The sequence below is a fragment of the Flavobacterium sp. LS1R10 genome, from assembly GCF_003968825.1.
Taxonomy (GTDB): Bacteria; Bacteroidota; Bacteroidia; order Flavobacteriales; family Flavobacteriaceae; genus Flavobacterium.
This window is the reverse complement of record NZ_RYDH01000002.1, coordinates 428,346-454,090: the sequence shown is the minus strand read 5'-3', so window position 1 is coordinate 454,090 and position 25,745 is coordinate 428,346. Positions and strand designations below refer to the sequence as shown.

16 protein-coding genes and 1 pseudogene are annotated in these 25,745 nt (G+C 33.9%); 4 read left to right on the top strand and 13 right to left on the bottom strand.

The window, feature by feature from the left end; all coding sequences use genetic code 11:
* Positions 1-99: 99 nt before the first annotated feature.
* The 5 genes and pseudogenes from EKL96_RS14670 to EKL96_RS07055 form a co-directional block, all read right to left on the bottom strand.
* Positions 100-330, bottom strand: a pseudogene (locus tag EKL96_RS14670) (integrase core domain-containing protein); the annotation flags it as partial.
* A 94-nt stretch (positions 331-424) separates the two neighbouring features.
* On the bottom strand, positions 425-1,891 hold the full coding sequence (gene nhaC, locus EKL96_RS07070) for a Na+/H+ antiporter NhaC (RefSeq protein WP_126460073.1): 1,467 nt from the start codon (positions 1,889-1,891) through the stop codon (positions 425-427).
* 204 nt (positions 1,892-2,095) lie between these two features.
* The gene (locus tag EKL96_RS07065) at positions 2,096-3,709 is read right to left on the bottom strand and encodes a glycoside hydrolase family 3 protein (RefSeq protein WP_126460069.1); all 1,614 of its coding nucleotides are present in this window, start codon (positions 3,707-3,709) and stop codon (positions 2,096-2,098) included.
* A 167-nt stretch (positions 3,710-3,876) separates the two neighbouring features.
* Positions 3,877-5,151: an MFS transporter gene (locus EKL96_RS07060; RefSeq protein WP_126460066.1), complete on the bottom strand. Its 1,275-nt coding sequence runs from the start codon at positions 5,149-5,151 to the stop codon at positions 3,877-3,879.
* 26 nt (positions 5,152-5,177) lie between these two features.
* Positions 5,178-6,707 carry a glycoside hydrolase family 10 protein gene (locus EKL96_RS07055; protein ID WP_126460063.1) on the bottom strand — a complete coding sequence of 510 codons (1,530 nt, stop codon included), beginning with the start codon at positions 6,705-6,707 and terminating at the stop codon, positions 5,178-5,180.
* A gap of 236 nt (positions 6,708-6,943) precedes the next feature.
* Between EKL96_RS07055 and EKL96_RS07050 the strand changes: the two genes are divergently transcribed.
* From EKL96_RS07050 to EKL96_RS07040, 3 genes are all read left to right on the top strand, one after another.
* Positions 6,944-9,859, top strand: coding sequence for an FAD-binding and (Fe-S)-binding domain-containing protein (locus tag EKL96_RS07050; protein ID WP_126460060.1), 2,916 nt, complete (start codon positions 6,944-6,946; stop codon positions 9,857-9,859).
* Between the two features lie 236 nt (positions 9,860-10,095).
* On the top strand, positions 10,096-12,015 hold the full coding sequence (locus EKL96_RS07045; protein WP_126460057.1) for an amino acid permease: 1,920 nt from the start codon (positions 10,096-10,098) through the stop codon (positions 12,013-12,015).
* A gap of 256 nt (positions 12,016-12,271) precedes the next feature.
* Positions 12,272-12,931, top strand: a complete 660-nt coding sequence (locus EKL96_RS07040; protein ID WP_126460054.1) for a M15 family metallopeptidase — start codon at positions 12,272-12,274, stop codon at positions 12,929-12,931.
* Between the two features lie 4 nt (positions 12,932-12,935).
* Here the strand turns inward: EKL96_RS07040 and EKL96_RS07035 are convergent, their stop codons facing one another.
* The 8 genes from EKL96_RS07035 to tsaD form a co-directional block, all read right to left on the bottom strand.
* Positions 12,936-13,502 carry a hypothetical protein gene (locus EKL96_RS07035; protein WP_126460051.1) on the bottom strand — a complete coding sequence of 189 codons (567 nt, stop codon included), beginning with the start codon at positions 13,500-13,502 and terminating at the stop codon, positions 12,936-12,938.
* A 2-nt stretch (positions 13,503-13,504) separates the two neighbouring features.
* On the bottom strand, positions 13,505-14,686 hold the full coding sequence (locus tag EKL96_RS07030; RefSeq protein WP_126460048.1) for a THUMP-like domain-containing protein: 1,182 nt from the start codon (positions 14,684-14,686) through the stop codon (positions 13,505-13,507).
* 2 nt (positions 14,687-14,688) lie between these two features.
* Positions 14,689-15,780 carry an AI-2E family transporter gene (locus EKL96_RS07025; protein ID WP_126460045.1) on the bottom strand — a complete coding sequence of 364 codons (1,092 nt, stop codon included), beginning with the start codon at positions 15,778-15,780 and terminating at the stop codon, positions 14,689-14,691.
* Between the two features lie 75 nt (positions 15,781-15,855).
* Positions 15,856-16,800: a zinc metalloprotease gene (locus EKL96_RS07020; protein WP_126453317.1), complete on the bottom strand. Its 945-nt coding sequence runs from the start codon at positions 16,798-16,800 to the stop codon at positions 15,856-15,858.
* Positions 16,801-17,060: 260 nt separating this feature from the next.
* Positions 17,061-18,008 carry a zinc metalloprotease gene (locus tag EKL96_RS07015; protein ID WP_126460042.1) on the bottom strand — a complete coding sequence of 316 codons (948 nt, stop codon included), beginning with the start codon at positions 18,006-18,008 and terminating at the stop codon, positions 17,061-17,063.
* A gap of 509 nt (positions 18,009-18,517) precedes the next feature.
* Positions 18,518-19,156 carry a DUF4159 domain-containing protein gene (locus tag EKL96_RS07010; RefSeq protein ID WP_126460039.1) on the bottom strand — a complete coding sequence of 213 codons (639 nt, stop codon included), beginning with the start codon at positions 19,154-19,156 and terminating at the stop codon, positions 18,518-18,520.
* Between the two features lie 76 nt (positions 19,157-19,232).
* Positions 19,233-19,937, bottom strand: coding sequence for a 16S rRNA (uracil(1498)-N(3))-methyltransferase (locus tag EKL96_RS07005; RefSeq protein ID WP_126460036.1), 705 nt, complete (start codon positions 19,935-19,937; stop codon positions 19,233-19,235).
* Positions 19,938-19,940: 3 nt separating this feature from the next.
* On the bottom strand, positions 19,941-20,963 hold the full coding sequence (gene tsaD, locus EKL96_RS07000; RefSeq protein WP_126460033.1) for a tRNA (adenosine(37)-N6)-threonylcarbamoyltransferase complex transferase subunit TsaD: 1,023 nt from the start codon (positions 20,961-20,963) through the stop codon (positions 19,941-19,943).
* Between the two features lie 193 nt (positions 20,964-21,156).
* On the opposite strand from tsaD, the gene EKL96_RS06995 reads away from it, so the two are divergent.
* Positions 21,157-25,599: a translocation/assembly module TamB domain-containing protein gene (locus tag EKL96_RS06995; protein ID WP_126460030.1), complete on the top strand. Its 4,443-nt coding sequence runs from the start codon at positions 21,157-21,159 to the stop codon at positions 25,597-25,599.
* The last annotated feature ends 146 nt before the right edge of the window (positions 25,600-25,745 follow it).

The window sequence follows — 25,745 nt, the reverse complement described above, 5'->3', positions numbered from 1 at the left end:
GTATTAATTGGGAAACAATAGTTTTTTTAAAACCTAACGAAGTTATTAAGTTGTCTTGTCCTGAATAACCGATACAGATTATTAGATAAAAATATTTAATTAAACACTTGCAAAAACGTTTTTGTAAGTGTTTTTTGTTTTATATGTCCTCATTTTAATTTGATTTTGTAAATGCATTTTGTTTGGAGTCAGCATGAAATTAGAATAATGAGGTCTTAATTCATTGTATATGCTGATTGATTCTTTTACAATTTGCTTCATAACTTTTAAATCTAGATTGTATTTGTCAATCATAAATTCCTGCTTTAATATTCCATTTATTCTTTCAGCTACAGCATTTTCTTATTTATTTCTAAATCTAGAATTAGGTTTTGATGTTTCCTAAATCGATGATGAGAATTAGTGGTTACATGATAACTTTTATTTAGATAGATGTATTGTTCGCATCACTTTGTAATTGTCTTATTTTTATGTTGAAAGCAGCAAATAATAAAGTCATAAAAGGGCTTAAAAGATTAAAAAAGGCAAAAGGAAGATAGTCTAATGTTGGCACACCTAATGTTCCTGATTGGTACGCTCCGCAGGTATTCCAAGGAATTAATACCGAGGTTACAGTCCCGGCGTCTTCTAATGTTCTACTTAAGTTTTCAGGGGCTAAACCTTTATTTTTATAGGCTTTCGCAAACATTTTACCCGGAACTACAATGGCTAAATATTGATCCGAAGCTGTAATGTTTAATGCCAAACAGCTCCCTACGGTAGACGCAAATAAACCAAAAGTGGTGTGTGCTAATTTTAAGAGGGCTTTACTAATTGTTGCCAATGCGCCAATTGCATCCATAATGCCACCAAAAACCATTGCGCAAAGAATCAACCATATAGTTCCCAGCATTTTTTGCATTCCTCCGGAAGTAAATAAATCCGCAAGGGTTTCATTTGTAGTAGGAATGCTTACTTTAGTTGTTATGGCATCCATTATTCCTCTGTAACCGGATTGTAAAGTCATGTTGTTGACACCAGAAATTTGATTGATGATGTGAGGTTGAAATAGAATTGCAAATACAGCAGCCAGAAGAGTTCCTGCTAAAAGAGCAATTAGCGGTTCTGTTTTTTTTATGATTAATCCAATAACAACAGCGGGAACTATAAATAACCATCCCGAAACAGTAAAAGAACTTTCAATATCATTCAGCAGTGTTTTTATATCCACATCTCCTTTAATATCCACTGTCAAACCCAGAATAATAAACAAAATTAGAGTAATAATATACGTAGGAATTGTTGTTATCATCATATATCTGATGTGCGTAAACAAATCGGTTCCGGCCATAGCAGGGGCGAGGTTTGTTGTGTCTGACATGGGCGATAATTTGTCTCCGAAATAGGCTCCGGAAATAACGGCCCCTGCAACCATTCCTAAATCAAAACCCAATGCGCCACCAACACCAATTAATGCTATACCTACCGTAGCACTGGTGGTCCAGGAGCTTCCGGTAGCAATAGAAATTATAGAACAAATTAGCAATGTAGCAGGCAAAAATACCGTTGGACTCAAAATTTGTAACCCATAATAAATCATCGAAGGAATAATGCCACTTACCAACCAAGTTCCCGCTAATGCTCCAACCATAAGTAAGATCAGGATAGCGCCTACGGTTGATTTGATGTTCTCGGCCACTTCATCAATCATTTTTTGATAGGTAACCTTATTAAAAAAACCTATAATTGCTGCAACAGCTCCACCCAGCAAGAGTACAAATTGATTGCTTCCGCTCAAAGCATCATCACCGTAAACGAATACATTAAAACCTAGCAGCATGATGAGCGCTAGAACAGGAATCAACGCTTGTCCTATTGATAATTCTTTATTTTTGTTGATTTTTATATCCATTCTATAGTGTTTGGATGTGCAATATAGATAAAAAAAAGCCTTATATCCTAAAGTGGCTGCTCTATCAGTTTTGGTTTTTTGTAGATTTTATTAGTAGAATTTTCAAATTAAACCATTCGGGATTTAAAATATTTCGGAATTTATTTTTTGGCTATTTTTCACAATCCGTAGTCCTTTTTAGAGAAAATCAAATATTTTATGAGTCTATTCAATAGTTGATATTTGCACCGGTAGAGCTCCTTTACACTCCATGTTTTCCAGTAATTGGTGTGCTGCTGTTTCTTGAAATTCCGAAAAATCCTGATACACTTGAACGATTCCTGCAGTAGCACTTAAGTTAGGAATTATCTGTAATGCGTACGGGTTTCCAAAGACATATAAAAAACACTTTTTTGAAATAAATAATTTTTCTAAATACTGCAATACAAAATCCTCTATATCAAAATTATTCATTGGTTTGGCTTTTGGAACAAACAAAGCAATAAGAATAGTATCAAAATCTAGTAGCAGTTCATCTAATTCATTCAGGGCTATGGTATCTCCTCTTTCATAGCAAAATTCAGGACAAGGCAATGCGGCCGATAAATTTTTAAAAAAAGAATTTTCAGTGTTTTTATACAGACTTATTTTGGCTAGATTCGCTCTGTTTTTTGCATCAAAAAGTGTAACGGTATTGCGGGTGTCTTTTATTTTAGTAATGCAATTTTGAGCAATTTTTGAGTTTAATTCAGAAGTGGTTTTAAAATCAAAAGCATTCCGGGAAAGATGCAGTAATTTAGAAGTTCCGTCTATAATACCTGCTTTTTGTTTGCATTTCCACAACCGGTTAAAGCTAGCTTCAATCCGTTCCGGAGTTGCGTTTTTTAGGATTTCCTGTATTCCTTCGGGTACGTTTTCGGCAAAGCACAAAATATCATTACCAGCATTAAAAGCTTCCCATTCCAGTTGCCCTTTTTGATCGTATAATTTAGAAACGCTGTGCATATTCAAAGCATCCGAAATCACTAAACCATCATAGCCCAATTGCTTGCGCAAAAGGGTTTCAATCACGGATTTTGACAGCGTTGCCGAAGTGTTTTTTCCTTCGTTCAAAGCAGGAACTGCCAAATGACCAATCATAATCGAATCGACTTTGTTCTCAATTCCTTTTATAAACGGAACCAGTTCATTGGCTACTAATTCTTCGAGAGTTTCTTTTAAAATAGGTAATCCCAAATGCGAATCAACATTAGTATTTCCGTGTCCGGGAAAATGTTTGAGACAGCCTAAAACACCAGCATCATTAAGTCCTCTGAGATATTCCAGCGCAAAATTAGTTACTTTTTTTTTGTCTTGACCAAAAGAACGGTAGCCAATTACAGGATTATTCGGATTGTTATTGATATCCGCCAATGGCGATAAATTATAATGAATCCCAACTGATTTTAAGTCTAAACCTATTTGTTTGCCTACTTCATAAACCAGATTTTTTTTATTGTCAGGCAAAGCGCCAAGGGTAATCGCATACGGATATTGTGGTGTTTTTTCTACGCGCATAGCCAATCCCCATTCGGCATCAATACTCATTAATAACGGAGTCGTAGCACAATTTTGATATCTGATTATGAGTTCTTTTAAACGCTGAAAACTACCATCATTCAGGACTACTTTTTTTGTAGTTTCATAATTGGTTGCTGCACTGGCACGGCTGTGAAAAAAAGTCAATCCACCTATATTGTGCTCTTTTATTAATCGTTCGGTAGCCTGAATGTTTTCCTCAGTATCATTGATGAAAACGGCTGGAAAAAAAAATTGTCCTATTTTTTGTTCTATTGTCATTATAAAATGAATATGATGTTAATTTTAAACAAATAAGTCACGTAAGTCAAATTACACAGAATAAATAATTATTTAAAAGGGTTGTGAAAAAACAGTTATTTTTAAGAGAGTCTTACTTTCTTAAATAAACTTATATGACTTATATGTTTAAAAAAAAGCTAGTTTGTTTATTCTTGTTCTGTTTTCTTACCGAAATTTGCAGGAAAAATCAAAAAGCGGGATAAAATTAATCCAGGGATGGTTGCCAAAAACACCCAAATAAAGAAATTTCCATAGCCCAAATAGTCTTGAATAAATCCGCTCAACATTCCCGGAAGCATCATTCCTAACGCCATAAATCCGGTTGCAATAGAGTAGTGAGAGGTTTTTGATTCGCCATCAGCCACATAAATCAAGTACATCATGAAAGCCGCAAAACCAAATCCATAACCAAATTGTTCCGCAATCACCGTCGCATAAATATAGAAAACGGAACCGGGATGAAAATGGGATAATAGTATGAATCCTATTATAGGTAAGTGCATGGCTAAAATCATGGGTAACATCCATTTTCCTAATCCATCTCTGGAAATGGCAATACCGCCTAAGATGCCGCCCAAAGTAAGCGAAATCACGCCAAAAGTCCCATAGATAACGCCAACATCCTGTGTGGTTAAGCCCATGCCTCCTGCAGTTATAGGATCTATTAAAAAAGGAGTTAACATTTTTAATAACTGAGATTCTCCTAATCTGAATAATAAAATGAAAGCCAAAACTAAACCAATTTGTTTCTTTTGAAAAAAAGTAGCAAAAACAACTCCGAAGCTTTTATTTGGGACTGATTCCGTTTTTGCCTCTGCAATTTTTGTTTCAATTTTTGGAGTCGAAAAATAATTGTAAATGGTAATTACCGTCATAATTAATCCTACAATTACCATGGTGTAGGACCATGCTTTTTGTTTGTCTCCATATTCCTGTTCCAGATAACCAGCAATAACTACAATTAATCCGTTTCCGGTAAGCATAGAAAGTCTGTAAAATGTACTCCGGATTCCAAGGAAAAAGGATTGTTGGTCTTTCTCTAAAGCCAACATGTAAAAGCCATCACTGGCCACATCATTAGAGGCTGATGCAAATGCCGCCATCCAAAAAACAGCTAGACTTAGCATGAAAAAATTATTCATAGGAATGGTCAAACCCACAATCAAAAATGCAACTGCAATCAGTAATTGCATGCTCAAAAACCATTTTCTTTTAGTCGAATAGAGGTCAATAAAAGGGCTCCACAGCGGTTTGATTACCCATGGTAAATATAGTAAACTGGTATATATACCAATATCCTCATTGTTGATTCCTAGGTTTTTATACATTATTACCGAAACCGAAATAATAATAGCATACGGCAAGCCTGAAGCAAAGTTTAAAACGGGAATCCAATACCAGGGTCTATTGTCTGTTTTCATTTAAGGCAAATTATATTCAATTAAAATTATAGCGTAAAATTGACAAAAGCAGCTTCACTTTCATTGCCATAAAAATCGATGAATGTAATGGCGCAGGAATTATTTTTATCTAATTTATAAGTAGGAATTACTATTTCAACTAGGTTTTTCTCATTGAAAGCAATTTTGTTGATGATTTGGCTCGGATCATTCACATCAATTTGTGTTTCAGATGTAGATCCATAAACCATCACATAACGCACTTGACTATTTTCAGGATAAGGAACATAAAAACTAGAAGAAATCGAATTTTTAACCAGTGAGTTTGCCCTTGGAACAGCGATTACTTTTTTGACAAAATTTGGAACAACGTGAGGAAGTGCAGGATATTTGTATTGGTTGTTTTCCAGTAATCGAGTCACACTTTGATTTTTGTTTAAAAATGATTTGGCACTAAAAAAAGCATTACCCTGAATATTTTTATATGATCTGGTAATGTCTATTTGGTTGGGGATTTCGTATGGATTATTCCATCTTTTGTCAGAGTCGGTATTGATTTTGTATGATCCGTTACCAATATAGATTGCCGTATTTGTTGAATTTTCAGACCACCAACGCAACAATTTCGAATAGGAAGCTTTAGGGTGATCCATACTCCAGTATAGCTGCGGAACAAGGTAATCAATCCACTTGTTTTCCATCCACGCTAACGGATCAGCAAATAAATCATCGTAATTAGTTTGCCCAGATTCCGTTTCGGAACCTCTTGGATCTACTGATTTATTTCTCCAGACACCAAATGGGCTGATGCCAAATTGCACCCACGGTTTGATTTTTTTGATCGATATTGAAACACTTTTTACAAAATCATTCACATTTTTACGTCTCCAATCCGCTAAATCCAATCCATCTCCATATTTTTTGAAAGAATCAGTGTCGTCAAATAATTCGCCTTTTATTTTATACGGATAAAAATAATCATCAAAATGAATGGCATCAATGTCATAATTTGTAACGACTTCTTCCACGACAGCTGTCAAATGATTTTGAACTTCAGGCAAAGCAGGATTGTAATAGTATTTACCACCATATTTTATCATCCATTCGGGATATTTAAAAAAATCGTGTTGAGGACTTAAAAGTGCAGTATTGTAATCCATTGTGGCTCGGTATGGATTCATCCAAGCATGAAATTCAAAACCTCTGGCATGCGTTTCAGCAATCATCCACGCTAAGGTGTCAAAATAAGGTTTTGGTGCCTGTCCTTCTTTCCCCGTCAAAAAACGAGACCAAGGCGCTAGTTCGGTTGGATAAAAAGCATCACCAACACTTCTGATTTGAACAATGACTGCATTATAATTTAATTTTTTATAAGCCTCTAAAATCTCAATATAATCTGCTTTTTGTTTGGCAACATTATCAGTACTCATTTTAGGCCAGTCAATATTCACCACTGTAGCAATCCAAACGGCTCTAAATTCATTTTTGGGATTTGTAGCGGATGTTTGTGCGTTACCAATCGAAAAAGATAGTAAAAAGAATAAAATAAGCAAAAGAGTGTGCTTGCGATTTTTCATTAGAGTATTGTTTATAAAGTATTCAAAAATAGTTTTTTTAGTGAAATTTACCCGATAAAATGGGTTTAAAATTCGACTTTTTTTATCAGCGCAATTTCTTTGCCGTTTTTTCAAAATAACATTAAAGAATACTTTACCTTAAATAATAAAAGGATTTGAATATTTCTTATTAGTTTTTAAAGTATACACCACTATATATTTATATTTGTGAAAATAACAGCAATTCACTTCACAATATGTCAATTACGCCTCCGTTACAAGAACTATCTCAATCATTAGAAGGCATTCTTTTATATGATGACCTTCATAAAACATTGTATGCCACTGACGCTTCGGCCTACAGGATCCTGCCGCTTGCTGTAGCGATTCCAAAAACAGAGGAAGATATTGTAAAAATTATTCGCTTTGCAGCAAAAAATAAAATTTCAATTACGCCTAGAACTGCCGGAACTTCATTGGCAGGTCAAACTGTAGGTAGTGGAATAATCGTGGATGTTTCGAAACATTTTACAAAGATTGTTGCTTTTGATTCTATTAAAAAAACCGTTACCGTGCAACCAGGAGTAATTCGGGATGAACTGAATTTATATTTAAAACCGCACGGATTGTTTTTTGGTCCCAATACTTCGACTTCCAATCGTTGTATGATAGGCGGAATGGTAGGCAATAATTCATCTGGAACTACATCAATTCGGTACGGAGTTACCCGAGATAAAATTGTGGAAATTAAAGCAGTTTTGAGTGATGGAAGTTCGGCAGTATTTAAAGAAATGACTTCTGCTGAATTCATTGAAAAAACAAAAGGGAAAACGCTTGAAAGTTCTATTTACAAGACTATTTATGAGGAACTTTCGAACACAGAAAACCAAAAAGAGATTACAAAAGAATTTCCGAAACCTGAAATTCACAGAAGAAACACCGGATATGCAGTTGATTTAGTATTGAAATCGGAACTTTTTGGAGGAACCGAAAGTACTATAAATCTAGGAAAACTCCTTTGTGGAAGCGAAGGAACTTTAGCATTTACCACTGAAATTACGCTGAAAGTAGATCCGCTACCGCCAACAAATAATGTGATGGTAGTGGCCCATTTTCATTCTATTCAGGAAAGTTTAGAAGCTGTGGTTACCGCAATGAAACACCATTTGTACACTTGTGAAATGATGGATGACACCATATTAGATTGTACCAAAACCAACCGGGAACAGGCTAAAAATAGATTTTTCATTCAAGGAGAACCAAAAGCGGTTATCATGCTTGAAGTAGCCTCGTATCACAGTATTGAAGATGCTGAATTACAGGCCAATGCTTTGATTTCCGATTTAGAACGAAATAATTTTGGGTATGCTTTGCCAAAAATTTACGGAGCAGATATAGATAAAGTAAATGAGCTGAGAAAAGCAGGTCTTGGACTTTTAGGCAGTATTGTTGGCGACAATAAAGCGGCAGATTCTATTGAAGATACCGCTGTTGAATTGAGTGATTTGCCTAATTATATTGCTGAATTCTCCGCAATGATGGAGCGTCATGGTCAAAGTGCTATTTATTATGCGCATGCCGGTGCAGGAGAATTGCATTTGCGTCCGGTTTTGAATTTGAAAACAAAAGAAGGGATACACCAATTTAGAAACATCGCAACCGAAGTGGCTGTTTTAGTCAAAAAATACAGAGGTTCCTTGAGCGGGGAACATGGGGACGGTATTGTTCGTGGAGAGTTTTTACCTTTTATGATTGGAGAACAGAATTATGAATTATTGAAAAGAATCAAACATGCTTTTGACCCCAACACCATTTTGAATGTGGGAAAAATTGTAAACGCTTTCAAAATGGATGAAAACCTTCGGATGGAAGCGGGGAGAGTAGAACCGGAAATACAAACTATTCAGGATTTCTCTGATAGTATGGGGATTTTGCGTGCTGCGGAAAAATGTAATGGTTCTGGTGATTGCAGAAAATTACCTTCGGCCGGAGGAACCTTGTGTCCTAGCTATCGCGCCACGCGGAATGAAAAAGATACGACGCGCGCCAGAGCCAATGCGCTGCGGGAATATTTGACGCATTCAGAAAAAGACAATAAGTTCGATCATGAAGAATTATATAAGGTATTTGAGTTGTGTGTGAGCTGCAAGGCTTGTGCCAGTGAATGTCCCAGTAATGTGGATGTGGCAGCAATGAAATCAGAGTTTCTGTACCACTATCAAAAAGCGAATGGATTTTCATGGCGCAATAAAGTATTTGCTTTTAATGCGAAATTGAATGGACTGGGGAGTATCACTCCAAAGTTTACGAATTTCATGCTGAACTTGCCTTTGGTAAAAAAAACCATGGGAATTGCCTCAAAAAGAGAAGTACCTCCTCTGGCTCAGCAAACCTTTAGAAAATGGTATGAGAAAAATTGGAATCAAGCACCAAGTGATTCTTTTGTAAACGGAAAAGTATGTTTGTTTTGTGATGAATTTACTAATTTTTATGATGTTTCAGTAGGCATTGATGCGTACGAGTTATTGACAGCATTAGGATATGAAGTAATTATGGTGGATCATGAGGAAAGCGGAAGGGCTTTTATCTCTAAAGGTTTTCTGGAAGAAGCCAAAGCAATCGCAAACATAAACGTAACTGTTTTTTCGGATTATGTTACTACTGATTTTCCGTTGATAGGAATAGAACCTTCAGCAATATTGACCTTTAGAGATGAATACATTCGATTGGCTGACGATAAGGAAGGTGCTGAAAAATTAGCACAACATGTATTTACGATTGAAGAGTTTTTTAAAAATGAGATTACAAAAGGCAAAATTAATCCCGATCAATTTTCTGATGTTGCAAAAACAATAAAAATTCACGGACATTGTCACCAGAAGTCATTGAGTACTATGGAAGCAACTTTTGTAATGTTGAATGTCCCTAAAAATAGTTCAGTTACGATTTATAATTCGGGATGTTGTGGTATGGCTGGCTCTTTTGGTTATGAAAAAGAACATTATGAAATCAGCATGCAAATGGGAGAAGACACCTTGTTCCCAAAAATAAGAGCTACTGATGCAACAGTGGCCATCGCAGCAGCAGGAACTAGTTGCCGCCATCAGATTTTTGATGGTACCAGTAGAAAAGCCTTGCATCCGGTCACGATTCTAAAAAGCTGGTTGAAATAATAATTGCAGCTGTTTTTTAAAATTATTTTTTAATTAGATGAATAGCAAAATTTGACTTATTTACTATAAAAAAAAATTGATTTAACTTTTATAAAAAATAAATAAAAAAATAGTTAGAGAAACTCCATTAATTAAAATTGTTTTATACTTTTGAATTTTGAAGATAATTTGAACTATTTTCATAATTATAGCATACAATTTACAGTTTATTAATTTTTAATGATAAAGTTTAGTTTATGGCATCTTCAAGTTTATTTAGAAAAAAAACAGTACAAGATATTTTAAAACAGGTTGAAAAAAGAGATGCCGATGGCCATAATGCATTAGGAAAACATTTAACGGCGCGTGATTTAACAGCTTTTGGTATCGCCGCAATTGTAGGAGCCGGAATTTTCAGTACGATTGGTAAAGCTAGTTCTGATGGAGGGCCTGCAGTTATCTTTTTGTTCTTGTTTACTGCTATAGCCTGTAGTTTTGCTGCTTTTGCGTATGCTGAATTTGCATCGATGGTTCCCGTTTCCGGAAGTGCTTATACGTATTCGTATGTGGCTTTTGGAGAAATAATAGCCTGGATTATTGGTTGGGCGCTGATAATGGAATATTCTGTGGGGAATATAACGGTCGCCATATCGTGGAGTGACTATTTTACGGGTTTACTTGAAAGTGGCGGGCTTCACTTACCACAATGGGTTCAAATGGATTTTTTGTCCGCTTCCAGAGGTTTTGACGATGCCATTGCGCTAATGCAAGGTGGCAAAGAATTTGCAAACTTAAGTCCTGCTTTACAGGATGCTTATACAGCCTGGACGACTTCGCCGGTTATTGGATCGTTTCATTTTGTGGCAGATCTTCCTGCACTACTGATTATTGTTTTGATTACGGCATTGATTTACCGCGGAATGAAAGAATCTCGAAATGCGAGTAATATCATGGTGGTTGTCAAATTATGTATTGTTCTTTTAGTCATAGCGGTTGGTGTTTTCTATGTGGATACTGCAAATTGGGACCCTTTTGCGCCTAATGGTGTTACAGGAGTTTTAAAAGGAGTTTCAGCAGTGTTTTTTGCTTACATTGGGTTTGATGCCATCTCGACAACGGCTGAGGAATGCAAAGATCCACAACGTGATTTGCCTAAAGGAATGATGTGGGCCATAATAATATGTACCGTTTTATATATTGCCATTGCTCTGGTACTTACCGGAATGGTGCGTTATGACCAGTTGAATGTAGGTGATCCCTTGGCTTTTGTATTTGAAAAATTAGACCTAAAATGGATGTCCGGAATCATTGCCGTCAGTGCGGTTGTGGCTATGGCAAGTGTTTTATTGGTTTTTCAAATGGGACAACCGCGTATCTGGATGAGTATGAGTCGTGATGGTTTGTTGCCAAAACGTTTCTCAAAAGTACATCCAAAATACAAAACACCATCGTATGCGACAATTGTTACCGGGTTTGTAGTAGCAGTTCCCGCTTTATTTTTGAATTTAACATTGGTTACGGATTTGTGCAGTATTGGAACGTTATTCGCTTTTGTATTGGTTTGTGCCGGAGTTTTAGTGTTACAAAACAGAACCGATATACCTCGTGGAAAATTTAAAACTCCTTATGTAAATTCAAAATTCATATTGCCAGTTTTGATTATTATGGGATTGGTGTTTGCTTTTGGTTACAATAAAAAAGGAACAATGGATTTTATTACCAATAAAACTCAAATCAACAGTTCATCCGCTATCATCACCTCGTTAAACAAAGAAGAAACCCAAAAAGTATACAATTATTTAGTCACTATTGATGCTGAAAACAGCACTGATGAAACGCCGGATTTAGAGCATTTATTGCGCCAATACCAACAAGATGATGCAAAATATGCTGCTGTTATAGCGGGTTTGCCAATTGCTGATGCAGTGAAATATGAAAGCGGTTTTAGTTTATTTAAACACAAAATTCCAATGTGGATTTTCTTGATTGTTTTAGCTGGATTATCCGTTTGGTCTTTTAAATCAAATTTGTCTTTGATACCGCTATTGGGATTGATTTGTTGTTTGTACATGATGGCTGAATTGAGTGTTTGGAACTGGATTTATTTTGGAATATGGCTTTTGATTGGATTGGTCATTTATTTTGGCTTTAGCCGAAAAAACAGCAAATTAAATTAAGAACACGAAAAAATTCTAAAACAGTCAGGGTCTTACTATGCATTTAGATCACTATTAGGAAAAACAAATAAGTCCGCTAAAAGTAATTTTAGAGGACTTATTTGTTTTAGAGGATATCTTAGTTGTCTTTTTTATACAATGAAATTGAAGGAAATGCAATTGCTTTTTCAAAATTGAAACGATTACTGAACGGATTAATTCATAGGGAATAATTGATACCACTATTTTTTACCTTATTTTTATAAAAAATAAACACATGATTTTCACTGTCAAAGCACTTGTATTCGTTAGTTTTCTTTTTTGTATTGTTAGCTGTCAAGCGCAAAACTTGATTTCTAAAACAGACGAAAAAAAGATTCCAATTAGCAATGATACGCTATTTGTAAATTTGAAAGAATACAGTCAAGATTTTGTGTATGATATGAAATACGCCACAACAGACAATTTCCTGAACGCAAAAGTATATGATTGCGCAGAATGTTTTTTGCGGTTAAAAACCATTCGTGCACTTGTTGAAGCCAATGAGAAGTTTATGGCAAAGGGCTATAAGATTAAAATTTTTGATTGCTATCGCCCTTTAGATATTCAGAAAAAAATGTGGAAAATTGTACCTAATCCTAAGTACGTGGCTAATCCTTCGAAGGGATCAATTCATAATAGAGGGGGAGCTGTAGACCTTACTTTAGTGAACAGCAGTGGAAAAGAATTAGATATGGGTACTGGTTTTGATTTTTTTGGAGTCGAAGCGAGTCATGATTATCCTACTGTTTCGCACACAGTAAAGGCAAATAGAAACCTGCTGAAAACAACAATGATTAGTAGTGGTTTTAATTCATTTGATTCGGAATGGTGGCATTATAATGTAAAATCAGGGTTGAATGACACTATTTCTAATACTAAATGGGAATGTAAATAAACTATTATTCGATACACTTTATCGTATTTATAAAGTAGGTTTCCGGATAGTAAATTTCGTTGTTTAATTCCGATTTAAATTCCTTTTTTATAATAAAATCCTCTGTATCAGTTAAATATTTGATGCGCATCATAGAAACTGGAGAACTTTTTAATTCTTCAAAACTATCCTTCATAAACATAAATGCTGCAGAATTGATCCGGTTATCATATCCATTGTCATCACGAATCAAAGTGCCACAATCTTCTTGATCAGTGTGTATCAACGTAATTATTTTTCCGTTGTTGAGTTGTAAAAACAATTTTGAATTTTTATCAAAACAATTCGCTTTTATAAATCCCTTGCTTTTTTGGATAAATTGTATGTTTAAGGTTGGTAATCCATCCGTTAAAGCCAGTGAATAGAAAATATAGCTGGAGTTTCCGGCAAATTTTTTTTCACTAATCATATATTCTTTAGTTGATTTATAGGTTCCTATTGAATCAGTAACGTTTTCACTGTAATCACATGGTTTTTGTGCAAAAAGACTCAAACTGAAGAAAAAGAAAGTTAATGTAATTATGAATTTCATTTTTATGATATTTTGGTGCAAATTAAAACTATTTTATGGTTATTTTCATCAGTTGTAAAAAAACTATATATATTTCCTCCGTCTTTTATTTTCCATTTTTTCCGAATACTTTCTACACTGTCCGGAAAATTCCGAGTTGTGATATTGGCTTTACTGTTTTCTAAAAAAAATTTCATCGCTGTTTTGTTATAGGAAAATGTATTTTGAATTTCAAAAACACGACCCGGAAAGGGAATTAAGTCCATGGAAGTGTATAAGTGGGAATGCTTGTGTAGTTTATTGACTTTGTAAAAGGATCCCACTTCATCAAATCCACCTGATTTCATAATAGCACTATTGGGTTCGTATAAATAGGTTTGAGGTAAGCTGAAATTTGAAAAACTAGCAACTTCATTCCAAATAAAATCAAAAGTTTCATTTTTATCCTTGAGGATATTGACAGTTTTAATGCGTATTGGTCCGGAATAAGCTGCATGAAGTTCCCATAACAATTCCTTAACTTCGTTCTCAACGGCTATAATATGAATTTGTTTCACGTGTTGTAATTCCGTTAGTCCGGCAGTAATATCAAGAATAGGAGCCGTTTTTATGAGAATAGCATTTGTATTTTTAAAATAAAGAGTTAGATTTTTAGGAACATTTGGCAAACAATCTTTAAGCATGAATACCTTTCCTTTGGTATCATTTCTTCTGGAAGGATCAATATAAATCCAGTCCCAGTTTGTTTTTAAAGCGGTTAAGGTTGCCAGACTATCTCCGGTATAACAAGTAATATTAGGAACACGTAATTGCTCAAAATTGTGTTTTACAAGTTGAGATAAATCGGGATTAATTTCGCAATGAACCACTTCTTTTATTTTTTGTGCAAAATAAAAATCATCCACACCAAAACCTCCAGTCAAATCGATTAAGTGATCACCAGTAACAATAGAAGCTTTATAAGAAGCTGTTTTTTCAGAAGACGTTTGTTCTACTGAAAGTTTGCTTGGATAAATGATGTTTTGGGACAAGAACCAATGTGGCAATTTATCTTTTGCTTTTGTCTTAGCGTCTATTTGGTTCAAAATGGTGATCCAATCCACATTGGGAAAGGGATTTTTTTGTAATGCTAATGTTGCTACGTGTGTACCAATGTTAGCATTGATAAATACTTGTACTTCAGGATTTAAAATCATTAAATCCAAAATTAAAGGTCTTTAGTTAATGATTGAATGATCTTATTTTCCGGAAAAAATTCTTTCCCTATCACCTTAATTATTGTATACAATGGAACGGCTACAATCATTCCCAATATTCCAAAAAGAAAACCGGCAATTAAGATAACCAGAAATATTTCTAAGGGATGTGAACTGACACTTTTTGAAAAGATAATAGGTTGGGATAAATTGTTATCAATAATCTGAACGATCCAAAAACCAATAAGAACGTAAATTGTCGTAGGTAAAATATCGGATTGGAAGTCACCACCTAAATTGCTGATCATAGTCAAAATTGCGGCTAACACCGATGCAATTAATGGACCTATGTAGGGGATAATATTCAATACAGCACATAAAAAAGCAATAACAATTGCATCGGGAATACCAAAAATGACTAAGACTATGAAGTATAAAAGAAACACAATAAATAATTGAAGCAATAATCCAATAAAATAACGCGATAGTAAATGGTTGATCTTTTCCAGTGAATTTAAAATTTGAAATTCGTGACTATTGGGAATTAATTTTTTTACTCCTAAAAGAAACATTAATCGGTCTTTTAAAAAGAAAAAAGTAATAAACAGTACCGAAGCCAGTCCCACAACAAAACTACTGATTGTTCCCAAAATAGCATTTAGAAAATTTGGAATGATATTAAAATTTATTTTAGAGGAAATGTTGGCTTCCTTAAGTATTTGTGAGGAATCAATTTGATGACTTTCCAAAAACACACTGATCTGATTGGCTAACTCAATTATATTTTTTTCAATTTCTGCTGTGTTGAGCAGTGATAAATTTTGTCCTTGGGATAAAATCAAAGGAATAAACATCATTATGAAACCAAATATAATCAGTATAAAAATAAACAAAGTGGTAATAGTAGCAAAGAGATGATTAAATTTTAATCTCCGTTTAAAAAAATCTAAAATAGGATTTCCAATCATTGTGAATATAAAGGATACTACAAGATAAATTATCACCGATTGAATTTGGTAGAAAAAGAACAGCACTAAAGCACCTAGCACTAAGGTAAGTAGCGCACGGATAATGCCGCTAGAAATGGTTTTTGACGTAATCATATCTTTATATTAAGGGCTAAAGATAAAAAAAACTCGCTAACAAGTAGCGAGTTTTAAATTCTAAAAAACTAAAAATTATATTCCGAAACTCGCTCTTGCTCCACCAGAAACAAAAATTGCATCCATTCTTGATTTTTGGCCGTTAGAGAACATGTACATACCTCTATCATCTGTATAATCCATGTAATTCATAGTCATTTCTACAGGAGTACCAGAGCATGTACTGTAATGAGGGTAGGTAGGAACACCATAATTAGCAGTATTGTGCGTAGGCGTGTCAGAAACTAAATCGCTTCCACAAGTAGCATCACCCCAAATGTGACGTAAATTCATCCAGTGTCCTACTTCGTGAGTTGCTGTTCTTCCTAGATTAAATGGCGCTGTTACTGTCCCGGTAGTACCGAATGCATTGTTATCCATTACTACTCCATCGGTAGACGATGCACCTCCAGGAAATTGTGCGTAGCCTAGAATACCGCCACCAAGATTACAAGACCACATGTTTAATACAGTTGTTGGTGTAGTTGGAACGATTCCATTTGTTGATTTTTTCATAGAATCATCTGTAGACCAAGATGTTATAGTAGTAGATCTTCTCTTTACACTTTGTAAGACGAATGTAATTCCAACATTTGCTTTTACTCCTGAAAATGCTGCGGGAACTGAATTATAATCAGAATTTGCAGCATTAAAATCTTTATTCAATACGTCAATTTGGGATTGGATTTGTGCCAGCGAAATATTTTCAGCTGTAGTTCTGTATAAAACGTTTACGACCACTGGGATTTCTACTTTACCGTTAACTAAGCGACCAGATAACATTGCTTTGTCAGTAAAAGCTTCAATTTTATTCATTCGCAAAACTAATGACGGATCAGCTTTCATTTGGGCAGCTAACACCTCTTGAGATGCGCAACCACGTTTTGTAACTGCATCAGCTGATGGAGTAATTTCTGTTGTGTCATTTTGACAAGAAAAAAGCATTAATAATGCTACAGCAGATAAAAGAATTTTTTTCATAATGAATTTGTTATAAATTAATAGATTTGGTTTATTATATCACAATTTTATAACAATTTTTATTTAAAAAAAAATTTTATGATTACTTATTTATAAAATAATTTAAATCTTGCTTTTTGGATAAGAACAGTAAAGACTATTTAAATAAAATTTATGCTGTTAATAGGTTACTTATCGTAATGAAGAAATATAAACACGTAATGCTTATAAATAAAAATAGCGACTTTTTAGGTCGCTTATTTTATAAATTTATTTAGGAATTATACTCCAAAACCTGCTCTTGCTCCGCCTGCAACAAAAATTGCAGCCATTCTTGATTTTTGGCCATTAGAGAACATATACATACCCCTATCATCTGTGTAATCCATGTAATTCATAGTCATTTCTACAGGAGTTCCAGAGCATGTGCTGTAATGAGGATAAGCAGGAACGCCATAATTAGCAGTATTGTGTGTAGGTGTGTCAGAAACTAAATCACTTCCACAAGTTGCATCACCCCAGATATGACGTAAATTCATCCAGTGTCCTACTTCGTGAGTTGCTGTTCTTCCTAAGTTATAAGGATAAGCCCCTGATCCAGATAATCCAAAATATTTTGAATCAACTACAACACCATCAGTAGCCGTTGATCCGCCAGGAAATTGCGCATAACCTAAGATACCGCCACCAATAGTACAAGCCCATATATTAAGTGATGTTGTTGGTGAAGTAGGGTCTAAACCGCCTTGTTTTGTTTTTTTCATAGCATCTCTTGTGCCCCATGAAGTTTTAGTAGTAGATTTTCTATTTATTGTTTCTAAAACGAAAGTAATACCAACATTTGCTGCAACTCCAGAGAATAAAGCGGGAGTACTGCTGAAATCTGAATTAGTAGCATTAAAATCTTCGTTTAATACATCTATTTGAGATTGAATTTGAGCATCAGTTATGTTTTCTGCCGCAGTTCTGTATAAAACGTTTACAACTACAGGAATTTCTACTTTACCGTTAACTAATCGACCGGCTAACATTGCTTTTTCAGTAAATGCTTCAATTTTATTCATTCTCAAGGCTAATGATGGATCAGCTTTCATTTGTGCAGCAAGAACTTCTTGAGTGGCACAACCGCGTTGAGATACAGCGCTTGCTTCCGAAGTTGTTTCTGCTGTATCATTTTGACAAGAGAAAAGCATTAAAAGAGCAGCAACGGGTAAAAAAAAATTTTTCATAATCGAGTTTGTTATAAATTAATAGATTTGGTTAATGATTTAACAATTTTATAACAATTATTTCATGAAAAAAAATAAATATCTATTTTTTCATGAAATAAATATCAATTATGACTTTTTAGTAGCCTCTTTCTGCTGTCGTGTTCTTGATTTACCTCTGGTCTTAATAAAATATATTTAGGGAGATTGTAATTAATATTATTCTTATTAAATGATTCTTTAATGCTAATTTTACCTCTGAAAAAAGAAAGTAATGGTGGATTTTTCAAACTATTTATTTTCACAATTAATACTAATCTGTATTTTTTATTTGATTGTTAGCGATGGCATCTTTCAAAGAAGGATATTAAGAATTATAGCGCTACAGAACTCGAAAGTTAAAAAGTCATAAAGTCAAAAAAAATGTAAAAATAGTATCTTAAAATCGATTTGTTACTTCTTGTTGTCTAATTGTAAAACACGACATTATACGATGATTGTTACTCAAAATAAATTATTGGTAAGCAGTGTTAATTATTAAAAATATAATTGATAATATTTGCCCCCATTTTTAATGCTTTTTCTCGAATCGCTGCTGGATCATTATTGACTTCTGGATCTTCCCATCCATCTCCTAAATCGCATTCATAGGTATAAAGCAGTATTAATTTATTTTTTATAAAAAGTCCAAAAGCTTGGGGTCGTTTACCGTCATGTTCGTGTATTTTGGGTAATCCGTTTGGGAACGAGAATGGTTTTTGAAAAATGGCATGACTCGCTGGAATTTCCACTAGACTATTATTTGGAAATATTTTTTTGATTTCTTTTCGGATGTATTGGTCCATTCCATAATTATCATCAATATGAAGAAATCCTCCAGCCAGCAAATAATTTTTAAGGTTGTTGCTATCAGCAGCACTAAAAACTACATTTCCATGGCCGGTCATATGCACATAAGGGTATGAAAATAAATCAGGACTAGCAGGCTCAACCGTGGCTGGCTTTGTTTTTATTTGGGTATTTATAGTTGCATTGCAGTATTTTATCAAATTGGGTAATGATGTTGGGTTTGCATACCAATCGCCACCACCACTGTATTTTAACAATGCAATTTCCTGCGAAAATGAAACGACCGAAAATAATAAGAGTAAATAAAATATTTTTTTCATAGCCAATTTCTATTATTTGCACCCATTTTGTGCATTGTTTTTTTTGATTGTTCAGCAATCCAAACACGTTTTATTATTATTCATTGACAAAGTGTATGCTGTGACAAGCCACTATTGCTGCCGTTTCTGTTCGTAGCCTTGTATTTCCTAATGAAACCGGAATGTACTTGTTGTCAATTGCCAATGCAATTTCTTTTTCTGAAAAATCACCTTCAGGGCCTATTAGTAGGGTCACATTTTCATTTGGTTTCAAAACGGATTTCAATGATTTTTTATCCGTTTCCTCACAATGGGCAATTAATTTAAGGCCTTCATAGTTGTGTTTTAAAAAATCTTTCATCAATATGGCCTGATTTAATTTCGGCAGGTATAATTCGTTAGATTGCTTCATGGCAGCTAATAAAATTTTATCAAATCGTTCATTATTGATAACTTTTCGCTCTGAGTGATCACAAATAATAGGTGTGATTTCGTGAATGCCTATTTCGGTTGCTTTTTCCAAAAACCATTCGTAACGGTCATTCATTTTAGTTGGCGCTACAGCCAGATGTATGTGAAATTTTGCAACTGGGGCTTTTTCGAACGAAAGGATTTTAACGGTGCATTTACTGTCGGATGCCAGTGTTATTTCTGTTTTAAATAAGTAGCCTGAGCCATTGGTTACAAATAATATATCGGTATCTTTCTTGCGTAATACTTTGATAATGTGTTTGCTTTCTTCTTTATCAAAAGAAAAAATTGTCGTGGATTCTGTAATAGTAGGGTTAAAGAATAATTGCATAATTTATAATTGTATTCTTGCTTTAGAAACAACAGATGAAGTTTCAAATGTTTGGGTTAAAAATTTTTGATATCCTACAATTCCTATCATTGCAGCATTATCAGTAGTGTATTCAAATTTAGGAATAAAGGTTTTCCAACCATATATGTTTTCTGTTTCCTTTAATGTATTTCGGATTCCGGAATTAGCAGAAACGCCTCCGCCGATGGCTATTTGTTTGATCCCGGTTTCTTTTACGGCTAATTTTAATTTGTCCATTAAAATTTCAATAATAGTATGTTGGATTGATGCGCAAATATCATTTAGATTCTCAGCAACAAAGTTTGGATTTTCTAATTTTTTCTTTTGAATAAAATATAAAATAGCCGTTTTCAAACCGGAGAAGCTAAAATTTAATCCTGGAACTTTAGGTTTTGTAAATGCAAATGCTTTTGGGTTTCCTAATTGCGCATATTTATCAATTAAGGGGCCACCAGGGTAGGGAAGTCCTAAAATTTTAGCGCTTTTGTCAAAAGCTTCTCCAACTGCGTCATCAGTGGTTTGACCAATTACGGTCATGTCAAAAAAATGATCTACTTTGATGATTTGTGTATGTCCACCGCTTATAGTTAAGGCCAAGAACGGGAAAGTGGGTTTTTCATAGCCCTCTTCCTCTATATAATGTGCCAGGACATGAGCTTGCATGTGATTTACAGCAATCAAAGGAATTTGTAAGGCCAGGGCAAGTGATTTTGCAAACGAACTCCCTACCAGTAGCGAACCCATGAGTCCCGGACCTTGTGTAAATGCAATTGCAGATAACTGTTCTTTTTGTATATTTGCCTTTCGAAGCGCCGCATCGACTACCGGAACTATGTTTTGTTGGTGTGCACGTGAGGCGAGCTCAGGAACTACGCCACCATATTGATTATGAATTAGCTGATTTGCAACAACATTTGACAATACTTTATCGTTGTGTAAAATGGCCGCTGCAGTATCATCACAAGAACTTTCAATGGCAAGAATAAAAACCTCGGGATTTTGCATAAAAAGGCATAAATTTGGAGTTACATTTGATGATTAGTTTACAAAAAACAACAATTTTGTAAAGGCCAAAATTAAAGAATTTTTATTTAAGGCACAGGAGTTTCCAGAGGTAAAATGAAATTTTAGAAAATTTAAATATATAGTAGGTATCAAAAAAATAAAAAAAATAGTATTTCGGTCTCTACTTGGACTAATCCTACTTTTACTTGTACTTGGTATTGCTCTTACCCTACCATTTGTTCAAACTAAAATAGCACAGTATTTCACCCGAAGTCTCAATAAAGACTTTGGAACTAATATTGCTATTGACGGAGTTGTTATATCTGTTTTTGGAGGTGTAAAATTCAAAAAAGTATTGATTCTGGATCACCACAAAGACACTTTAATTTATTCGGATAGAATTGCAACGACTATTTTAGAAGGTAAAAAATTGCTGGACGGTGATCTGATTTTTGGTGATTTGCGGTTGAGTGGTTTAGTATTTAATTTAAAAACGTACAAAAATGAAAAAGAGTCTAATCTCGATAAATTTATAGCCGCTTTTGAAACCGGAAGACCATCAACGAAAAAGTTTCTGCTCACCGTAAAGGAATTAAAAATTTACGATAGTCATTTTATTTTGACAGATCTAAATCGTGAAATTCCAAAAGACTTGGATTTTACTAAACTGAATGCTTCCGTAACGAATTTTAAAATTTACGGTCAGGATGTAACGACTATGATTGATAAAATGTCATTTTTAGATTTTCGGGGTTTGTATGTTAAAAATTTAAACTCAAAATTCAGTTATTCCAGAAAAAACTTAAAACTAGAAAATCTGAATTTGTTGACCAAAGAATCCACCTTAAAAGGGACTGTATTGTTAAATTATAAAATTGAATATTTTTCTAATTTTACCGATAAAGTACTCTTTGATATTAAACTGGATGCTGCCTCAATTGCTTCAAATGATATTCGTTACTTTTATAAAGAAATAGGGAAAAATCAACATTTTTATATCAAAGCATCTATTAAAGGAACGCTTAATGATTTGAAATTCAAAAATTTAAAATTAGTTGATGATCGGAAAACACAGATCAACGGTGCTATTAATTTTAAAAACTTGTTTGCTAAAAAAGGGCAGAAATTTTCGATGTATGCCAGATTTGACAAATTAACCTCTAGCTATGATAATTTGATAGTTATATTACCTAATATTCTTGGAAATAAATTACCCAGTTCTCTAAAAAAATTAGGACGATTTTCAGCTTCCGGAGTTTCAAATGTTTCTACAACTGTTGTCAAAGCTGATTTTTCTATGATAACGGCGTTAGGTAAAGTAATCTCTAATTTAGAAATAAAAAATATAAATGTTATTGATAAGGCTTCTTATATTGGGAACGTTATTTTAGAAAATTTTGATATTGGAACTTTATTGGATCAAAAAGAACTAGGAAAGGTAAGTTTGAATATGGATATCGATGGTAAAGGATTCAAAGAAAAATACCTGGACACAGCTATCAAAGGGAGCATTAGCCAAATAGAGTATAAAAAATACAATTACACGAATATTGATGTCAATGGAGTTCTTAAAAATCCGAATTACAGAGGACAAATTGCCATAAAAGATCCTAATTTAAGTATGAATTTTGAAGGTTTATTGGATTTAAGCAAAAAAGACAATAGATACGATTTTCACATTAATGTTGAAAACGCAGATTTGAATAAATTAAAGTTAATTAAGGATTCTATTGCTGTATTTAGAGGCGATGTGGTAGTTCAGGCATCAGGAAATACTGTAGAAAATTTTCAAGGAAATGTGTATATCAACGAAACCTCCTATCAAAATGCAAAAGACACGTATAATTTTGATGATTTTACCATAAATTCAACTTTTGATGAAAATAGAGTAAGAACCATGACTGTAAATTCACCAGATATTGTTCAGGGTGAAATTGTGGGTAAATATGAATTTAACCAATTGGAAAACCTGGTAAAGAATTCTTTGGGAAGCCTGTACACGAATTTTAAACCCAACAAGGTAAAGAAAGGACAGTTTCTTAAGTTTAATTTCTCTATATATAATAAAATAATTGAAATATTTTACCCTGATATTTCTATTGCACCCAACACCATTATTAAAGGAAATATAAACTCCGATAATCAGGAATTTAAACTCAATTTTAATTCGCCTCAAATTATAGCTTCAAACAATATACTTGATAATATAAGAGTTTCGGTAGACAATAAAAATCCGCTTTATAATGCCTACATAGAACTGGACAGTATAAAAACAAAATACTATAAAATACGTGATTTTAGTCTGATAAATGTCACAATGAAAGACACACTGTATTTTCGTTCGGAGTTTAAAGGGGGACCAAAAGCAGAAGATTATTTTAATCTGAATTTATACCATACTATTAATCAGGATAACAATAATGTAGTTGGAATTAGTAAATCAGAGGTGAAATTCAAAGATTATTTGTGGTTTTTGAACGAAAAAGAAGCAACTGATAATAAAGTTGTTTTTGATAAATCATTTCAAAATTTCAATATTGATAACATTGTGTTGTCACATGAAGAACAGGAAATTTCTTTAGTGGGCCTTTTTAAAGATACTACAATTAAGGATTTACAACTGAGTTTTAAAGATGTGGATCTAAACAAAATCACGCCTGCTAATGATAAATTTATTGCACATGGAAATATAAATGGAAAAGTAAATTTCAAGCAAAATAAAGATGTTTTTCAGCCTACATCTTCTATAGTTATTGATAATTTGAATTTAAATAAAATAGATTTAGGAACTTTAAATTTTGAAATTGAAGGTGATGAAAATCTTAGCAAGTTTACCATAAATTCTAATTTAGAGAACAAAAATTTTGAATCATTTAATGCGGATGGTAGTTTTGAAATTGTCAATAAAGAAACCATTCTTGATTTGAGGCTAAAATTTGATAAATTTAATATCGCAACCTTGAACTCTTTGGGTGGTGAAGTATTGTCTAATATACGAGGTTCAATAGCCGGTAATGCTACCATAGAAGGAAATCTTAAGAAACCTAGTATAAATGGCAGGCTGTACCTTGACCAAGCAGGAATAACCATACCCTACCTGAATGTGGATTACGGTTTAAGTGATAACACAATTATAGACCTGACCGATGACCGATTCTTGTTTAGAAACAATACCTTGACAGACACAAAATTTGGCACTGTAGGGAAGTTAAACGGAAGTATTGGGCATACTAATTTTTCGGATTGGAAATTAGATTTAACCGTTAATTCAAAAAGGCTTCTAGCATTAGATACTAAGGATACTGAAGATTCAGCTTATTATGGTACTGCATTTATAGATGGAGTTGCCACTATAAAAGGACCAACTAATTCATTGTTTATAAAAGTAGCTGCAAAATCAGAGAAAGGAACAGCCATAAAAATTCCTATTAATAATGCCGAAAGTGTAAGTGATAATATTTTTCTTCATTTCCTGACTGCAAAAGAAAAATACAATGTAAGGAACGGTATTGTAGAAAATACCCGGAATTATAATGGCCTTGAATTGGAGTTTGATTTTGATATTACACCGGATGCCGAAGTAGAGGTAATTCTAGACCGAAACACAGGTCACGGAATGAAGGGGAAAGGTTTTGGCTCTTTGTTGTTTAAAATAAACACGACGGGGAAATTCAATATGTGGGGTGATTTTCAAGCGTATGAAGGGACTTATAATTTTAAATATGGAGGACTGATAGACAAGAAGTTTGAGGTCAAAAAAGGAGGGTCAATTTCCTGGGAAGGGAATCCGATGCGCGCACAGTTAAATCTTGAAGCAGTATACAAAACTACTGCAAATCCTGCAATTTTGTTAGAAAATGCTTCTTTTAATACGAAAGTCCCCGTGGAAGTAGTTATAGGAATTAGAGGCGATTTGACTAGTCCGGAACCCGATTTTAATATTGAATTTCCAACAGTCAGCACGGTGTTAAAATCAGAAATCCAATATAAGTTAAATGATAAGGACGTGAGACAAACTCAAGCATTGTATTTATTATCTTCCGGTGGATTTTTAAGTCCGGAAGGAGTAAGTCAATCTGATTTTTCAGGAAGTTTGTTTGAGACCGCCTCTAGTCTTTTAGGAGGAATAATACAATCTGACGATGAAAAATTCAAAGTGGGTCTGAATTTCATTGGAGCCGACAGAAGAATAGGAAGAGAAACAGATGGACGGTTTGTTGCAACAATTTCATCCAAAATAAACGAAAGAATAACGATCAATGGAAAACTAGGAGTTCCTTTTGGTGGGATTAATGAATCCGCTATCGTAGGAGATGTTGAAGTGCTATATAGGGTTAATGAAGATGGAACACTTAATTTACGATTGTTTAATAAAGAAAATGATATCAATTATATTGGGCAAGGGATTGGTTATACCCAAGGTTTAGGAGTTTCTTACGAAGTAGATTTTGATACTTTCAAGGAGTTAGTCAATAAAATTTTTACGAATCTAAAAATAGACAGAGTGACAGTGCCCGCCGCTGAAGATCAAGATTCTGACTTATCTCCGGATTATATTAATTTTATGAAATCTAAAAAACCCAAAACAGAAAAAACCAAAAATAATCAAGAAGGTTTAGTCCCGGAGGAAAACTAATTTTTTTGTAAACAGGAGGAATCAGAACCAAGAATTCATACAAATGAGAATGAGAATCAGGATCAGGATAGGAGATTAACAATATCTGCTTCAGTACCAATTAAAAGAATTTCAGACTTACCACAAGGACGTTTTTTTTTAATTCC

What these genes read in the sequence shown, in the direction of transcription:
- EKL96_RS07040 (WP_126460054.1), top strand. Translation starts at nt 12,272, where the DNA reads ATGATTTTCACTGTCAAAGCACTTGTATTCGTTAGTTTTCTTTTTTGT.
- EKL96_RS07045 (WP_126460057.1), top strand. Translation starts at nt 10,096, where the DNA reads ATGGCATCTTCAAGTTTATTTAGAAAAAAAACAGTACAAGATATTTTA.
- EKL96_RS07035 (WP_126460051.1), bottom strand. Translation starts at nt 13,502, where the DNA reads ATGAAATTCATAATTACATTAACTTTCTTTTTCTTCAGTTTGAGTCTT.
- EKL96_RS07020 (WP_126453317.1), bottom strand. Translation starts at nt 16,800, where the DNA reads ATGAAAAAAATTCTTTTATCTGCTGTAGCATTATTAATGCTTTTTTCT.
- EKL96_RS07055 (WP_126460063.1), bottom strand. Translation starts at nt 6,707, where the DNA reads ATGAAAAATCGCAAGCACACTCTTTTGCTTATTTTATTCTTTTTACTA.
- tsaD (WP_126460033.1), bottom strand. Translation starts at nt 20,963, where the DNA reads ATGCAAAATCCCGAGGTTTTTATTCTTGCCATTGAAAGTTCTTGTGAT.
- EKL96_RS07010 (WP_126460039.1), bottom strand. Translation starts at nt 19,156, where the DNA reads ATGAAAAAAATATTTTATTTACTCTTATTATTTTCGGTCGTTTCATTT.
- EKL96_RS07015 (WP_126460042.1), bottom strand. Translation starts at nt 18,008, where the DNA reads ATGAAAAATTTTTTTTTACCCGTTGCTGCTCTTTTAATGCTTTTCTCT.
- EKL96_RS07050 (WP_126460060.1), top strand. Translation starts at nt 6,944, where the DNA reads ATGTCAATTACGCCTCCGTTACAAGAACTATCTCAATCATTAGAAGGC.
- EKL96_RS07065 (WP_126460069.1), bottom strand. Translation starts at nt 3,709, where the DNA reads ATGACAATAGAACAAAAAATAGGACAATTTTTTTTTCCAGCCGTTTTC.
- EKL96_RS07025 (WP_126460045.1), bottom strand. Translation starts at nt 15,780, where the DNA reads ATGATTACGTCAAAAACCATTTCTAGCGGCATTATCCGTGCGCTACTT.
- EKL96_RS07060 (WP_126460066.1), bottom strand. Translation starts at nt 5,151, where the DNA reads ATGAAAACAGACAATAGACCCTGGTATTGGATTCCCGTTTTAAACTTT.
- nhaC (WP_126460073.1), bottom strand. Translation starts at nt 1,891, where the DNA reads ATGGATATAAAAATCAACAAAAATAAAGAATTATCAATAGGACAAGCG.
- EKL96_RS07005 (WP_126460036.1), bottom strand. Translation starts at nt 19,937, where the DNA reads ATGCAATTATTCTTTAACCCTACTATTACAGAATCCACGACAATTTTT.